Below are 16,074 nucleotides of genomic sequence, written 5' to 3' on the forward strand. Positions count from 1 at the left end.
ATTTTTTAAATCTAAAGGAGTATTAATATTGTAAAATGATAATTCATTATCAATAAATAATATTGAATGTCCTCCATATTTTTTAAAAAATTCAATTAAACTATATCTATTAAAATCATTTTTTTTATATTTAATTTCTGAATTATATAATTCAATTACTTTTCTATTAATTAATGCCAAAGTAGGATGATTTCTTTTTTCTGATCTTACCCATAAAATTGAATAAGAACTTCTCTGTTCAAGAAGTTTTTGTATGTAATTTAATGGTATGTTAGGAGTATCACATGGACAAAATGCTGCCCAATCTGTATTAATAAAATTAAAAGCGCTTATTATACCACACAAAGGACCATTTATATCTTTAAATGAATCTTGAAAAACATCATATCCACTTAGTTTATAAAAATTAATATTATTATTAGCATTTATTATTATGTTATTAACTTGCGGTTTTAACCTCTTAAGAACATGTTGATAAAGTGGGATTCCATTTAATAATATAGTCCCCTTATCTTGCCCTCCCATGCGTAAACCTTTTCCACCTGCAAGAATTATTCCAGTTATTAAATCCATATTAAAAGTACCATGTTATTTATTATAAAATAATGAAAAAATATATTGCGTAAATATATCAAAACATCATCATTATAATTAAGCATTTAATTTATATCAAAAACAATAATAATGAGGAAATTTTAATATGAAAAGAATTTATATAATGTTTATTGGAATACTAATAACATTTAATGTATTTGCTACACAATTTATTGAAGGGAAACACTATATTACTTTGTCTAAACCACTTTTAAATCAACCTCAAGTGGTAGAATTTTTCTCATTTTTTTGTAAATATTGTTATAAATTAGAAAATCAGTTAAGTGATTATCCAGCACCAAAAAAAATTAAAATATCTAAATATCATATTGATTATATGGGAAAAGATTCTGTAATAACTCATGCTTGGGCTATTGCTATTGCTTTAGGTGTTGAAGATAAAGTGATGAAACCAATTTTTAATAGCACAAAACAAATGCAAGATCTTACAAATACCGATATAGTAAAAAATATATTTTTAAAAACTCTGAATATTTCTTCTGAAGAATATGAAGCACTATGGAATAGCTATACAGTAAAAATCTTAATTGATAAACAAAAAAAAGCATCTGAAGATTTTAACATATTAAATATACCAGTTACATTTGTTAAGGGAAAATATATGATAAATATTAATGAATTAGAGATAGAAAAAAATAAAAATAATAGTTATGTAATTAAGAATTATTTCGATATAATAGAGTTTCTAATCAATAAAAAATAGAATTTAAAAGATAATTATTATTGTGAATAAATTACTGAAACATTTGATTTTAATTGATGGATTATCTATCTTATACAGAGCATATTATGCTTTCCCTTGTCTAAGTAATAGTAAAGGTGAACCAACTGGTGCAATATTTGGTTTTATTAATATATTAAAAAATATAATTAATCAATATAAACCAAGTCATATTGCTGTAATATTTGACAGTTATTCAAAAACCTTTAGAAATAAAATATTTGATGATTATAAGTGTAACCGTTTACCTATGCCTAATCATATGCGTATACAAATTGAACCATTATATGAAATTATATTAGCAATGGGTTTAAAAATTATTCAAGTAAATGGCGTAGAGGCAGATGATGTTATTGGAACGTTAGTTCATAAGTGGTGTAATAAATTGGATATTTTTATATTAATTAATAGTAATGATAAAGATATGGCTCAATTAGTCAAACCTAATGTAAATATAATTGATAATACCACTAAAACAATTTTAGGTCCTGATGATATTAAAAAAAAATATGGTGTTGCTCCTGAATTAATTGTAGATCTGCTAGCCATTATGGGTGACAGTTCAGATAATATCCCTGGAATACCTAAAATAGGAAAAAAAACTGCATTAATATTAATAAAAGAGTTAGGAAATATAGAATCAATATATTCTAATATTAACAAAATATCTTTCATGTCATTCCGTGGTGCAAAAAATACCGCTATTAGGCTTAATAAATATCGTGAAATAGCTTTCTTATCATATAAATTAGCAAAAATCAAAACAGATGTTATAGTTAATGTAGAATATGAAGATTTGATTATTAATCATATAAATATTATAAAACTAAAAAAATTGTTTAATCGTTATGAAATTAAAAGTTTTTAGGTATTTGATTTAATGAGAAAGAAATATATGAATTATTTCATCAATTTTTTATTATATTAAATATAGTAAAATAAGATTAATGAAAAAGTTTCATCTAATCCTTGATTATAAGATGTTAAGTTTTTGGCTTGAAAAAATCAAGAAAAATAGTATTTTTGCGTTTCGTTTAACAACTAATTCAATGGATATATTTTCTAATGAAATTATAGGAATTAGTTTTTCTACAATATTAGATGATACTGCAGTTTACTTACCACTGGCTCATGATTATAAAGGTGTGCCAAAACAACTAGATACTAATTTCGTATTAAAACATCTAAAACCATTATTTGAAAATGTAAAAATATATAAAATAGGTCAAAATATAAAAGAACAAATATTAATTTTAAAAAATTATAATATAGAAATAAATAATATTTTTGATATTAACATTGAATCTTATGTTCTTAATAATTTATTAAGTAAATGCGATTTAGTTGGTTTATCTAGGATTTGGTTGAAAACTTATGAGATAAATTACTTTGAAAATATTTTTAATAAATTCAAAAATCAAAACAATTTTAGTAAAGTTCCTTTGGATATAACTGCATCTTATTTATGCGAAAATGTAAATATTATATTGATGTTACATTTAATAATGTGGAACAAAATAAAAAAAGATTTGCAATTAAAAAAAATATTGACAAAAATAGAAATACCGATGATAAAAGTTCTCGCATGCATTGAAAGAAATGGTGTTTTTATAGACCAAAAATTCCTTTTAGAAAAATCTAGATTGATTAATATTAATTTAAATAATTTAAAATTACAGGCACATAAAATATCAGGAAATGAATTTAACTTATCTTCTCCCAAACAAATTAGAGATATTTTATATAACATTAAGGAAATAGATATAACTAGGAAAACTCCTAGAGGAAACCTATCCACTAGTTACGAAGTTTTATCTAAATTAAAATCAAATCATCCTTTATTAAAGATAATATTAGAATACCGAAGTTTATTGAAGTTAAAATCTGCATACATTGATAAATTAATAAGCATGATAAACCATACTAGTTATCGTATTCATACTTCCTATCAACAATCATTAACAGTAACAGGTAGATTGTCATCTGTATCTCCTAATATACAAAATATTCCTCTGGAAAATCATTACGATATATTTATTCGTAAAGCATTTATTGCTAAAAAATTTAGTAAAATTATTTCTGCTGATTATTCTCAAATTGAGTTACGTATTATTGCACATTTATCCCAAGATCAAAATTTATTAAGTGCATTTAATAATAAAGAAGATATTCATTATTCAACTGCAGCGGAATTTTTTGATTTACCTATAGATAAGATAAATAGTAAACAAAGACGTATTGCAAAAACAATAAATTTTAGTTTAATTTATGGAATAAGTCCTTTTGGATTAGCATATAAATTAAATATTAATATTAAACAAGCAAAAGAGTATATAGATATTTTTTTCAATAGATATCCTCGTGTGTTAGAATATATAAGAAGCACTTATCAATCAGCAATGGATAAAGGATATATTAAAACCTTAGAAGGACGTAAGTTATATATATATAAAAACAAAAAATTAGGTAATTTAATGCATAACAAGTCTATTGAACGTACTGCTATTAATTTTCAAGTGCAAGGAACAGCGGCTGAAATAATTAAAAAATCTATGATTCATATAGATAGTTGGTTAAAAAACAAGGATAAACATGAGATCAAAATGATAATGCAATTACATGATGAGCTTGTATTTGAAATACATGATAATTATATAGAAAGATACATCAAAAAAATTAAATTTTTCATGGAACATAGTGCTAATTTATATCCTCCCTTATTAGTTAGAATAAGTATAGGATTAAATTGGCATGATATTCATTTACAAAATATCTAGACATAGAAAAATATAAAATTTTATGATTGAAACAATATATTTAGTTTTTGACGTATATTTTCAATACCTATATTCTTAATTGATGAAACTATTTCTACAAAAACATTATCATTAGTTATCAAATTTGACAAAACTTCTTTTGTTGAATTTAATTTCATTTTTCTTTTAGAAATATTTAATTTATCTGCTTTAGTTAATAAAATAAGCAAAGAAATGTTTTTTTTATTAGCTAATTTAATAATTAATTTATCAAAATCGTTAATTGTAGAATTAATATCTAATAATAAAAATAATCCCTTTAAGTTTTTATTATTTTTTATATATTCTATAATCATTACTTTCCAATGTTCTTTATCTTGTTTAGAAACTCTAGCGTATCCATAACCTGGAAGGTCTATTAAATATTTATTTTTCATTACTTCAAATAGATTAATTAATTTTGTACAGCCAGGAGTTTTACTAGTACGTGCTAAATGTTTTTGTTTTGTCAATTTATTTAATAAACTAGATTTTCCAGAATTAGAACGACCTATAAATGCTACTTGAATATGATTCATATATTTTGGTAAATAATTTAAGCTAGGAATGCTTATGAGAAAACGAGTATTTTGATAATTTAATTTGAGCAAAATAATATAATCCAAAATAAATGTATAAATATTAATAAAAATTAAATAAAATATAATTTTTATTATACTTGAGAAAATATCAATTTAAAAACATAAAAACTTGTTATGTTATTTATAGATAATATAATTTGGATTTATTATAAAGTATAAATATATAAATTATCCACAAATCTTATATTTTTTATTAGTTTAATATTCATTATTAAATCATAGTATATTTATAATATTTAATATGTGATAGTTATTTTTATAGGATCTATATTTAAAATATTTTAAGTAACATGATATTTATTATTAATATGAGGTAATATTTTGGTTAAAAATATACGTAATATAGCAATTATTGCACATGTAGATCACGGAAAAACTACACTAGTTGATAAATTACTTCAACAATCTGGTATATTTGATATCCATGATGCAAATATTGATAGAGTGATGGATTCAAATGAATTAGAAAAGGAAAGAGGAATTACTATCCTTTCAAAAAATACTGCAATTAAATGGAATCATTATCATATAAATATTATTGATACTCCAGGACATGCTGATTTTGGAGGTGAAGTTGAACGTATTTTATCAATGGTAGATGCAGTTTTATTAGTTGTAGATGCTATTGATGGTCCTATGCCTCAAACAAGTTTTGTTACCAAAAAATCATTGGAATATGATTTAAAAATCATATTAGTTGTTAACAAAATAGACAGAAATGGTGCTCGTCCAGATTGGGTTGTTAATAAAGTATTTGATATGTTTTTTAATTTAAACGCTAATGATGAACAATTAGATTTTCCTATAATATATACTTCTGCTTTATATGGAACGGCAGGATTAAACTATAATAATATGTCAGAAGATTTGACTCCTTTATACAACATAATTATTAAAAATACACCTCCACCAAAAGGTGAATTACATGCTCCTTTACAAATGCAAATTTCCCAACTGCATAAGGATAATTATCTAGGTTTAATGGGTATCGGACGTCTAAGAAATGGTGTAATTAAGCAAAATCAAAATGTAATAGTAACAAATTGTAATGGAAAAATGATTCAAGGTAAAATTAATAGAGTTTTATGTTATTTAGGATTAAAACAAATCAACGTTAAATCAGCTGAAGCAGGAGATATAGTAGCCATTACTGGCTTAAATGATTTAAATATATCTGATACTATATGTGATCCAAAACATGTAAAAACAATGCCTAATTTGAAAGTTGATGAACCAACAATTTCCATGTTTTTTAATGTTAACACTTCACCATTTTGTGGTAAAGATGGTAAATATTTAACTTCACGCAAAATTTTAGAACGTTTAAAAAAAGAAGCAATTTATAATGTTTCGCTTAAAATAGAAGAAACTGACAATTCTGATGTCTTTCGTGTATGTGGTAGAGGAGAGTTTCATCTTTCAATTTTAATAGAAAATATGAGACGTGAAGGTTTTGAATTAGCAGTATCGCGTCCAAAAGTAATTTTTCGTGAAATAAATGGACGTAGGCAAGAACCATTTGAAGAAATAATATTAGATATTGAAGAAATACATCAAGGATCAATAATGCAAGCAATAGGAGAACGTAAAGGTACACTGAAAACAATGGAAACCAATAAAAAAGGCCGAATAAGACTTGATTATATTATTCCTAGTCGTGGTTTAATTGGATTTCGTAATAAATTTATGAAAATGACTTCAGGTAGTGGTAATTTATATTCTACATTTAGCCACTATGATGAGGCATATAAATGTAATATCAGACAACGTAAAAATGGTGTTTTAATTTCCAATAGTCAAGGTAAGACAGTAGCATTTGCATTATACGGTCTTCAAGAACGTGGTAATTTGTTCATTGATCCAGGAACAGAAGTATATGAAGGACAAATAGTTGGTGTTCATAATCGTTCTAATGATTTAACTGTTAACTGTCTTGCAAGTAAAAAATTAACTAATATGAGAGCTTCCGGTTCAGATGAAACTATAAGTCTTACTACTACTTTAAAAATGACATTAGAGCAATCCATTGAATTTATTAATGATGATGAACTTGTAGAAGTAACTCCTAAAGCAATTAGAATACGAAAACTTTATTTAAAAGAAAACGAACGTAAACGAGCTTCACGTAATAATTGATATTATTTTAATAATATTTAAAAAAACTAAATATTTGTATCAAAAAATCTTTGTGAGATCCAACGTTCAATTATATCAATAGCTTTTTTAGGATAGTATTTATGAATATAACACGCTGTGTTTTGTGCTTCTGATATCATTTCTTGATGACGTAAAATATCTACTATTTTAAATTCAACAGTACCTGTTTGTTTTGTACCAAGTAATTCTCCTGGACCACGCATTTCTAAATCTAGTTGTGCTATCATAAATCCATCGTTAATATTTCTTATTGCTTCTAATCTTTTTTTTGCTACTTTACTTAGTGGTGGTTTATATAATAAAACACAATAAGATATAGAAGAACTCCTTCCTACTCGACCACGTAATTGATGCAATTGTGCTAAACCTAACCGTTCTGCATTTTCTATAATCATTAGAGTAGCATTAGGGACATCAACGCCTACTTCTATTACTGTTGTGGTAACTAACAATTGCAATTTATTGTTTTTGAAGTTATTCATGGCTAATTGTCTATCGGCTAATTTCATTCTTCCATGTACTAAACCAATATTTAATCCCGGTAATGTATTATTTAAAATTTTCCAATTAACTTCTGCTGCTTGTGCTTCTAGTAATTCTGATTCTTCAATCATAGAGCATACCCAGTAAACTTGACGACCTTCTAAACAAATATTTTTGACACGTGAAATAATTTCGTTTCGTCGAATATCTGGAATTACTATAGTACACACTGGAGTACGTCCGGGAGGAAGTTCATCTATAATAGAAATATTTAGATTAGAATAAGCAATCATTGCTAAAGTACGTGGAATTGGAGTTGCTGTCATTATTAACTGATGAGGACGAGAATTTTTTTTTTCTCCCTTTTTCCAAAAAGCTAAACGTTGATGTACCCCAAAACGATGTTGTTCATCTATTATAATTAAAGCTAATTTATTAAATTGTATTTTTTGCTGAAATAATGTATGAGTACCTACTACCATAGAGATATCACCATTAGAAATCATATCTACTTGTTCCTCTCTCTCTTTGCATTTTTGTTTTCCTACTATCCAACCTACTTTAATGCCTAGAGGAGTAAACCATTGACGTAAGTTATCAGCATGTTGTTCTGCCAGCAATTCAGTGGGTACCATTAATGCTACCTGTTTACCATGAGCTATAACATTAAGTGCAGCTAAAGCTGCTACTAATGTTTTACCAGAACCAACATCGCCTTGCAATAAACGTGTCATAGGATGATTTTTGAACAAATCTTGTTCTATTTCTTTAAGTACTTTTTTTTGAGAATTAGTTAAGGAGAAAGGAAGATTAGATAATAGCTTATTTATTAATTTATGATCTTTAGGTATTGGTGAAGCAGAGTATTTTTGTATAGCATCTTGTGCTATTAACATTTTAAGATTATAAGCTAATAATTCTTCAAAAACTAATCTGTTTATAGCTAAATTAACCTGTTTTTCTGCTTTTTCGGAATTATTATTTAAAGGAGGGTGATGTATAATATGCAAAGCTTTAGTAAAGCTAATTAAATTTTTATTTAATTTTTCAGGAATAATTTCATTTAATTTTTGTTTATCTAAGACAACTAATGCTTGATCTATTAAGGTGCGTAAAACTAATTGGCTAATACCTTCAGTAGTTGGATAAATAGGAGTTAACTTTTTCTTTATTACTATATTACTTTTTGTTTTATAAACATTATACTCAGGATGTATAAGTTCAATTCCATATATGCTGTTCTTTATTTCTCCATAAGCAATAATATATCGACCTGGAATCAAAATATTTTCTATTTTAGTATTAAAATTAAATAACTTAATTGTTAAAATACCGCTACCGTCACTAATTTGACATAACATAATACGACGACGGTGATAAGTTATCTTTGTTTGTATAACTTTTCCAACTACTGTAGTACATAAACCTAAAACTAAATTTTTAATTAGATGAACTTGTGTTCGATCTTCATAACGTATAGGAAAATGAAATAGTAAATCCTGAACGGTTTTTAAACCCATTTTAGTTAATTTTTTTATTTGAAATAAACTAATCTTGTTTAAGTCATGTATTGGTATATTATTTAACAAGCATTTTTTCATTTCAGAATTATTTATTATATTAATAAACTTTTTAAATATTCCTGTATAATATTATTTGCAACAACTAAATGTACAATAGGTTATTATATTAAATATTAAATAAATACATAGATAACAATAATCGTTTTATGAAATTAAAATTTTATAAGGTTATGTTTATAATTACTGTAAATTAGATAGTTAGTATAATTTATTTAGTGACTTGATCTTAATTTCATTTTTAAAACAATAAATAAGTCACTAAATAAAATAAATTAATTGCTCAAAACTATATTATTAATTTTTTATAAAAATATATTGCTATAATAGCTTATCGTATTTGATTTTAACTACTAACATGCATTATTTTTAATTAGTAATACAGTTTATTTTGTTAATCAACATTATTATAGAAAAATAATTAATTATTTTTTGTTTTCTTCAGATTATCGTAATTATTTAAAATTTGTTTTGTAATTAAATTTTTTTCAATTTCACGCAATGCTATTACAGTAGGTTTATCATTTTCTGGTGACACTAAAGGTTCAAGTCCTCCTACTTGCATCTGACGTGCTCGACGAGCCGCTACTAACACCAGATCAAAACGATTACCAATTTTTTCTACCGCTTTTTGAACTGTTATTCTTGCCATTTTAATATTTACTCTTATTATCATAATAATAACTAGTATTATATTAAATTATTTAATAAATTGCTAATAAATTATTAATTAAATTACTGTAACGTATTGTTTGCCGTAATATATTCAATCGTTCAGCATAAATAATTGATTTAAGTTCTGATAATGCTGTATTAAAATTATCATTTATGATTAAATAATCATATTCTTTATAATGGCTCATCTCTTCTATTGCTTTTTTCATTCTAAGTGTTATTACTTCTTTATTATCTTGACCCCGTAGAAGTAATCTTCTTTTGAGTTCAATTTTTGATGGAGGTAAAATAAAAATACTTTTGTTATTATAGATTTTATTACGAATTTGCTTAGCACCTTGCCAATCAATATCAAGTAAAACATCGCATTTTCTAGAGATTATTTGTTTAACTTTACTAAAAGAAGTTCCATAATAATTTTTAAATACTTTTGCATATTCAAGAAAATCATTATTTGCAATCATTTTTTTAAATTCTTCTTTTCTGACGAAATAATAATGTTTCCCGTGTATTTCTCCAGGACGTATGTCACGTGTGGTGTATGAAATGGACAATTGTGTAGAATACATTTTCTGTTCTGTTTGTTGTAATAATGCTTGAATTAAGCTAGATTTTCCTGTTCCACTAGGTGCTGAAACGATGTATAAAATACCATGAGACATTGTATTATTATAATTTAGATATATATGTTTATTGTTTATAAGATATTATACAACGTTAATAAAATTTAACTATGCAAAATTTGTTATATATTTAGATTTATTATACATTTAGTATGTATAACATTGTGTTTGTTTCATTTTGAAAATTATCATAAAAATTAATATAATGATTTAAATACATAATATTTTCAATAATATAATCGTAACTATTAGTCAATATATCTTTTGTCTTAAAAATTGTTTGATTTAATTAAATTTAATTATATGATAAAATTTTTGATTAACAATCAATTTAAGAAAATAATTAAAAGATATTGATACATAATATTCAAGGAATATGTTTTTATGACTAATCCATTACTTACTCCTTTTAAACTTCCACCATTTTCTAAAATTCAACTTAAACATATTATGCCAGCTATTACCGAAATTTTAAAAGATTGTAAATTGACTGTAAAAAAAGTATCTTCTAAAGAAATCAATCATAGTTGGAGCAATGTTGTAGAACCTATCGATGAAATAAATGATCGACTAAATAGGATTTTTTCACCAATTAATCATTTAAATTTAGTTAAAAATAATCCAGAATTACGTGAAATACATGAAAAAGTTTATTTACTAATTTCAGAATATAATACTTGGCTAAAACAAAATAAAAGTTTATATAAATCATATTTATCTTTAAAAGAACAAAAAAATTATTCATTGTTAAATAATACGCAAAAAAAACACTTAGAAAATATATTAAAAGATTTTAAATTATCGGGTATTAATTTAGAACAGGATAAACGAAATAGATATCGTGAAATTATTGATCGGTTATCTCAATTACAGCTAATGTATAGTAACAACTTATTAGATTCTACTATGGCATGGGAAAAATTGATCAATAATAAGGAAGAACTATCTGGAATAAATGAAAATATATTATTTTCTATTTATCGCAATGAAAAAAATAGTTCACAAGGAAATTGGATATTAAAGTTAGATTTTCCAATCTATTATTCAATAATAACTTATTGCGATAATAGAGAATTACGAAAAGAAATACACTTAGCTTATTCCACTCGTGCTTCTGATCAGGGACCTAATGCAAATAAATGGGATAATACTAATATTATTGATGAACAATTATATCTTAGATACGAATTGGCAAAATTATTAGGTTTTAAATCATTTGCTGAAAAAAAATTATTTGAAGAAACTGCTAAAGAACCACAAAAAGTAATGGATTTTCTAGAAGTTTTATTAAGATCTATTGATAAAAAAGTAAATAAAGAAATAGTACAATTAAGAAACTTTGTAAAAAAACAATATAATGTAGATAAATTACACGCATGGGATTTTGCTTATTACAGTCAAAAACAAAAACAATATATTTATAATTTTAATGATGAGCAATTACGTCCATATTTTCCTGAAACACGTGTTTTATCTGGTTTATTTAAATTAATCAATCGTATTTATGGAATTAATATTGTTCAGCGTAATCATATAGATTCGTATCATCCAGATATAAAATTTTTTGATGTATTTGATGAACAAGAAGAGTTGATAGGAGGTTTTTATCTTGATCTTTATTCTCGTAAGAACAAGTGTAGCGGAGCCTGGATGGATATCTGTACAAATAAAATGCGTAAAAATGGAAAAATACAAAAACCTATAGCTTATATTGTTTGTAACTTTACTGCACCTGATAAAAATAAGATAGCATTATTCACTCACAATGAAGTAATAACTTTATTTCATGAGTTTGGTCATTGTCTTCATCATATTTTAACATCTATAGAAATACCTGCAATTTCAGGAATTAATGGAATACCTCTAGATATAATTGAATTTCCTAGTCAATTCATGGAAAATTGGTGTTGGGAACCAGATCTAATTTTATTAATATCTGGACATTATGAAACCAATGATCCTATACCTAGTGATATTTTATACAAAAAATTACAATCAAAAAATTATCAAACAAGTTTATTTATCCTTCGTCAATTGGAATTTAGTTTATTTGATCTAACTTTACACTATAAATTTCATCCTGAAAAAAATAAAAATGTACTAGAAATTTTAAAAAAAATAAGACGACGTATTTCTATTATTCCTTATATAAATCAAGATAGATTGCCACATTCTTTTAGTCATATTTTTAGTGGTGGTTATGCCGCACGTTATTATAGTTACTTATGGGCTAATGTTTTAGCTTGTGATGCTTATTCTGTGTTTAAAAAAAATGGTATTTTCAACCCTGAAATTGGTAGATCTTTTTTAAATAATATATTAAGACTTGGTGGTTCAGAAGATTTTATGACTATGTTTAAAAGGTTTCTCGGTCGTGAACCAAACATAGAAGCATTACTTCAACAATACGGTATAGAAATAAATGAAAAATAACATATTCTGCTTTATTAAATTAATAATGGCATGTTAAAATCAAAACATGCCATTATAATGTTAGGTTGTTAATAATTTTAACATTATCAAATAAACTAAACCAGATAATAAAATACATATTGGAATAGTTAAGATCCATGCCATAATAATATTTTTAATTGTACGCCAATGTAATCCTCCTCCATCAGCTAGCATGGCTCCAGCTACTGAAGAAGAAAGTATATGAGTAGTGGATACTGGCATCCCTGTATAACTTGCAATTCCAATTGAAATTGCAGCTGTTATTTGTGCACACATTCCTTGAGCATATGTCATACCTCTTTTCCCTATCTTATTACCTATAGTAGCAGCTACTCGACGCCAACCAATCATTGTTCCAATTCCTATTGCTAAAGCCACTGTAATTATAATCCATAGAGGTGCATATTCTACTGTACATAATAAATCTTTTTTTAATTTATTAAGCAAGTTCTTATCACTTACATTTATATCTGGTAATTTTACAAATTTATCAATAGTATCAGCCATACATAACAGTAAATATCTAATTTTGATCTTTTTACTAACTGGTAGACTGTCATAGTTCTGTAAATTATCAAATAATATTTTAGTTTGTTTTATTGTATCTAATTCATTAATAGAATTACAATGAAATTTTTTATCTTCTTTATTATCTTTATCTGTAGATTTTGAAATATCTGATTTATTTAATTGGTGTAATACCTGTAAATATACTGCATGTTTATTACAATAATTTTCTAGGTTTATGATAGCATCATGAGTACGTGTAATTTCATAATTAGAAGCATCAATGTTAACTACAAATCCTGCAGGAACAACACTGATTAATACTAACATTATTAAACCGATTCCTTTCTGTCCGTCATTAGAACCATGTGAATAACTAACACCCATAGCTGATAAAACAAGAATAACTCTTGTCCAAAATGGTGGTTTTTTTTTCCCATCTATTTTTTTACGTTGAGAAGGAGTCATATGAATACGTACGTGTTTTTTACTATTTTTATAACAATGACGTAAAATAAAAATTAATCCACCTGAAATTAATAAACCTATAATTGGTGATATTACTAATGAACTAAAAACACTAATAATTTTGGAAACATTAAGAACATTAATCAATGAAGAATCAGTTAATATTGTGTTTGTTAAAGCGATGCCAATAATTGCGCTTATTAAAGTATGAGAACTAGAAGTAGGTAATCCTAAATACCATGTACTAAGATTCCAAATAATAGCAGTCAAAAGCATAGAAAATATCATAATAAGTCCATGACATGATCCTATATTTAGCAACAAATCTGTAGGAAGTAAATGTACTATGGTATAAGCTACACTTAATCCTCCTAACAAAACACCAAAAAAATTAAATATGCCTGACATAATTACAGCAAGTTGGGCATGCATAGTACGTGTATATATCACTGTTACTACTGCATTAGCCGTGTCGTGAAAACCATTTATTGCTTCGTAACATAATACAAATATTAGAGCTATAATTAATAGTAATCCAGTATTTATATTCATACCAGCAAATAGATGTAACATAAATTTTACGCCATTTTTAGAGAATATGAACAATATATTATATTATCCATGACGATCTTCTCTATCTAGAAAAAGAAAAAATTAGTGTTAATTTAATGATGAGTTATAATTATTTCGAATATAGTTCATTAAAAAACCAAAAATAAAATAATTTAATAATTATTTTTAAATAAAAATTTACTATATTTTAATACAGAGCATCTCTTAATTGTTTTACTTTATCAGTTTTTTCCCAGGGAAAATTTTCTCTACCAAAATGACCATATGATGCTGTTTTTTTATAAATAGGATATTCTAAATTAAGCATTTTTATAAGTCCATAGGGACGTAAATCGAATAAATCACGTATTACTAAATTTAATTTTTGAACAGAAATCTTTTCAGTACCAAAAGTATTTATCATAATAGAAGTAGGATCAGCAATTCCTATAGTATAGGATAATTGAATTTCACAGCGGTCTGCAAGATTAGCCGCAACTATATTTTTAGCAATATAACGAGCAGCATATGCTGCTGAACGATCAACCTTAGAGGGATCTTTTCCTGAAAAAGCTCCACCACCATGTCTAGCCATACCTCCATAAGTGTCAACGATGATTTTTCTTCCTGTTAAACCACAATCACCCATGGGTCCACCAATAACAAATCTACCTGTCGGATTAATATGATATTTGGTTTGATTATGTAACCATTTTTTAGGTAATACTGGTTTAATAATATTTTCCATGATAGCTTCTTGTATGTCTATTTGTTTTACATAATTTGCATGTTGAGTAGATAGTACAACAGTATCAATTCCAATAATTTTATCATTTTTATATTGAAAAGTAACTTGGCTTTTTGCATCTGGTAGCAACCATGGTATTGTTCCATTTTTTCTTAATTCAGCTTGACGTTTTACCAAACGATGCGCATAAGTTATAGGAGCTGGCATAAGTACATCAGTTTCATTTGTAGCATAGCCAAACATTATACCTTGGTCACCTGCACCTTGGTTAAATGGATTACCATTATCAATACCTTTATTAATGTCTTGAGATTGTTTGCCAATAGCATTTAAAATGGCACATGAATTAGCATCAAAACCCATATCTGAATTGGTATATCCAATTTCTCTAACTGTATTTCTAATAATTTCTTCAACATCTATTCGAGCATTAGTATTAATTTCTCCTCCAACTAAAACCATACCAGTTTTAACGTATGTTTCGCATGCTACACGACCTTTACTATCTTGTTCAATAATTGCATCAAGAATAGCATCAGAAATTTGATCCGCAATTTTATCTGGATGACCTTCTGATACAGATTCAGATGTAAATAGAGTTGTAGCCATTGTGTTTTTTATGCCTTATAAAATAATTTTTGTTAGATTGCGTTCCAAATATAAAATAATATTTATATTATCTTATCAATTTGAATTTTCATATAATAAATTTATTATCCTAATTATAAAATGCGATATAATTAATTCGACAAAAATTAAATATAATTTATTTGTTAATATATTAATATTAATTAATAATCTACTCTGTAATATATACATAACTTATTAAAATAATAAAATATTTAATGAATTTATAAATTTATTTTATAAAATAATATATTAACAATACAAATTTCATTCAAAAAATAAAATAACATAAATGTATTATCGCATTACTATAAATTATTTAAGTAAATATTATATAATAATTAAAATATTAATTAATATCTTAAGAAAATTTAATAAAATTATTTTACCTATAATTCAAACATTCATTACAAAACAGTTATGTTAAAAAATCTTAAATTTATATAAAATATTTAGTAATAACGTTA

General features: G+C 25.2%; 12 protein-coding genes. 5 read left to right on the forward strand and 7 right to left on the reverse strand.

The genetic code is table 11. The annotated features are described in order from the left end of the window. On the reverse strand, positions 1-573 hold a 573-nt coding region (gene mobA, locus FD726_RS02120), incomplete at its 3' end, for a molybdenum cofactor guanylyltransferase MobA (RefSeq protein ID WP_159989949.1). A gap of 127 nt (positions 574-700) precedes the next feature. On the opposite strand from mobA, the gene FD726_RS02125 reads away from it, so the two are divergent. The 3 genes from FD726_RS02125 to FD726_RS02135 all read left to right on the forward strand — a co-directional run bounded on the left by FD726_RS02125 (position 701) and on the right by FD726_RS02135 (position 4,113). Next, positions 701-1,318 carry a DsbA family protein gene (locus tag FD726_RS02125; protein ID WP_159989950.1) on the forward strand — a complete coding sequence of 206 codons (618 nt, stop codon included), beginning with the start codon at positions 701-703 and terminating at the stop codon, positions 1,316-1,318. Between the two features lie 22 nt (positions 1,319-1,340). Next, on the forward strand, positions 1,341-2,204 hold the full coding sequence (locus FD726_RS02130; RefSeq protein ID WP_159989951.1) for a 5'-3' exonuclease: 864 nt from the start codon (positions 1,341-1,343) through the stop codon (positions 2,202-2,204). A 79-nt stretch (positions 2,205-2,283) separates the two neighbouring features. Continuing rightward, positions 2,284-4,113 (forward strand): DNA polymerase, encoded by a 1,830-nt coding sequence (locus FD726_RS02135; RefSeq protein ID WP_159989952.1) that lies wholly within the window; start codon positions 2,284-2,286, stop codon positions 4,111-4,113. Positions 4,114-4,133: 20 nt separating this feature from the next. Here the strand turns inward: FD726_RS02135 and yihA are convergent, their stop codons facing one another. After that, positions 4,134-4,742 (reverse strand): ribosome biogenesis GTP-binding protein YihA/YsxC, encoded by a 609-nt coding sequence (gene yihA, locus FD726_RS02140; RefSeq protein ID WP_159989953.1) that lies wholly within the window; start codon positions 4,740-4,742, stop codon positions 4,134-4,136. Positions 4,743-5,054: 312 nt separating this feature from the next. Between yihA and typA the strand changes: the two genes are divergently transcribed. After that, positions 5,055-6,869: a translational GTPase TypA gene (gene typA / locus FD726_RS02145; RefSeq protein ID WP_159989954.1), complete on the forward strand. Its 1,815-nt coding sequence runs from the start codon at positions 5,055-5,057 to the stop codon at positions 6,867-6,869. Between the two features lie 26 nt (positions 6,870-6,895). Here typA and recG read toward each other — a convergent pair whose 3' ends face one another. The 3 genes from recG to gmk form a co-directional block, all read right to left on the reverse strand. Then, entirely contained in the window at positions 6,896-8,974 is a 2,079-nt protein-coding gene (gene recG / locus FD726_RS02150; RefSeq protein WP_159989955.1) for an ATP-dependent DNA helicase RecG, read from the reverse strand. A 400-nt stretch (positions 8,975-9,374) separates the two neighbouring features. Continuing rightward, positions 9,375-9,605: a DNA-directed RNA polymerase subunit omega gene (gene rpoZ, locus FD726_RS02155; protein ID WP_159989956.1), complete on the reverse strand. Its 231-nt coding sequence runs from the start codon at positions 9,603-9,605 to the stop codon at positions 9,375-9,377. 52 nt (positions 9,606-9,657) lie between these two features. Then, the gene (gene gmk, locus FD726_RS02160) at positions 9,658-10,290 is read right to left on the reverse strand and encodes a guanylate kinase (protein WP_159989957.1); all 633 of its coding nucleotides are present in this window, start codon (positions 10,288-10,290) and stop codon (positions 9,658-9,660) included. Between the two features lie 345 nt (positions 10,291-10,635). Between gmk and prlC the strand changes: the two genes are divergently transcribed. Next, positions 10,636-12,684: an oligopeptidase A gene (gene prlC / locus FD726_RS02165; RefSeq protein ID WP_159989958.1), complete on the forward strand. Its 2,049-nt coding sequence runs from the start codon at positions 10,636-10,638 to the stop codon at positions 12,682-12,684. Positions 12,685-12,744: 60 nt separating this feature from the next. Here prlC and pitA read toward each other — a convergent pair whose 3' ends face one another. Together pitA and metK are read right to left on the reverse strand one after the other, a co-directional pair. Beyond that, positions 12,745-14,253, reverse strand: a complete 1,509-nt coding sequence (pitA, locus tag FD726_RS02170) for an inorganic phosphate transporter PitA (RefSeq protein WP_159989959.1) — start codon at positions 14,251-14,253, stop codon at positions 12,745-12,747. 187 nt (positions 14,254-14,440) lie between these two features. Then, positions 14,441-15,589 carry a methionine adenosyltransferase gene (metK, locus tag FD726_RS02175; RefSeq protein ID WP_159989960.1) on the reverse strand — a complete coding sequence of 383 codons (1,149 nt, stop codon included), beginning with the start codon at positions 15,587-15,589 and terminating at the stop codon, positions 14,441-14,443. Positions 15,590-16,074 lie beyond the last annotated feature (485 nt).

This window comes from Pantoea sp. SoEX, from assembly GCF_009829945.1.
GTDB lineage: Bacteria > Pseudomonadota > Gammaproteobacteria > Enterobacterales > Enterobacteriaceae > Pantoea_C.

Bases quoted from the DNA above. Each gene is read 5' to 3' on its own strand.
- FD726_RS02125 (WP_159989950.1), top strand. From the start codon at position 701: ATGAAAAGAATTTATATAATGTTTATTGGAATACTAATAACATTTAAT.
- FD726_RS02135 (WP_159989952.1), top strand. From the start codon at position 2,284: ATGAAAAAGTTTCATCTAATCCTTGATTATAAGATGTTAAGTTTTTGG.
- recG (WP_159989955.1), bottom strand. From the start codon at position 8,974: ATGAAAAAATGCTTGTTAAATAATATACCAATACATGACTTAAACAAG.
- rpoZ (WP_159989956.1), bottom strand. From the start codon at position 9,605: ATGGCAAGAATAACAGTTCAAAAAGCGGTAGAAAAAATTGGTAATCGT.
- gmk (WP_159989957.1), bottom strand. From the start codon at position 10,290: ATGTCTCATGGTATTTTATACATCGTTTCAGCACCTAGTGGAACAGGA.
- prlC (WP_159989958.1), top strand. From the start codon at position 10,636: ATGACTAATCCATTACTTACTCCTTTTAAACTTCCACCATTTTCTAAA.
- pitA (WP_159989959.1), bottom strand. From the start codon at position 14,253: ATGTTACATCTATTTGCTGGTATGAATATAAATACTGGATTACTATTA.
- metK (WP_159989960.1), bottom strand. From the start codon at position 15,589: ATGGCTACAACTCTATTTACATCTGAATCTGTATCAGAAGGTCATCCA.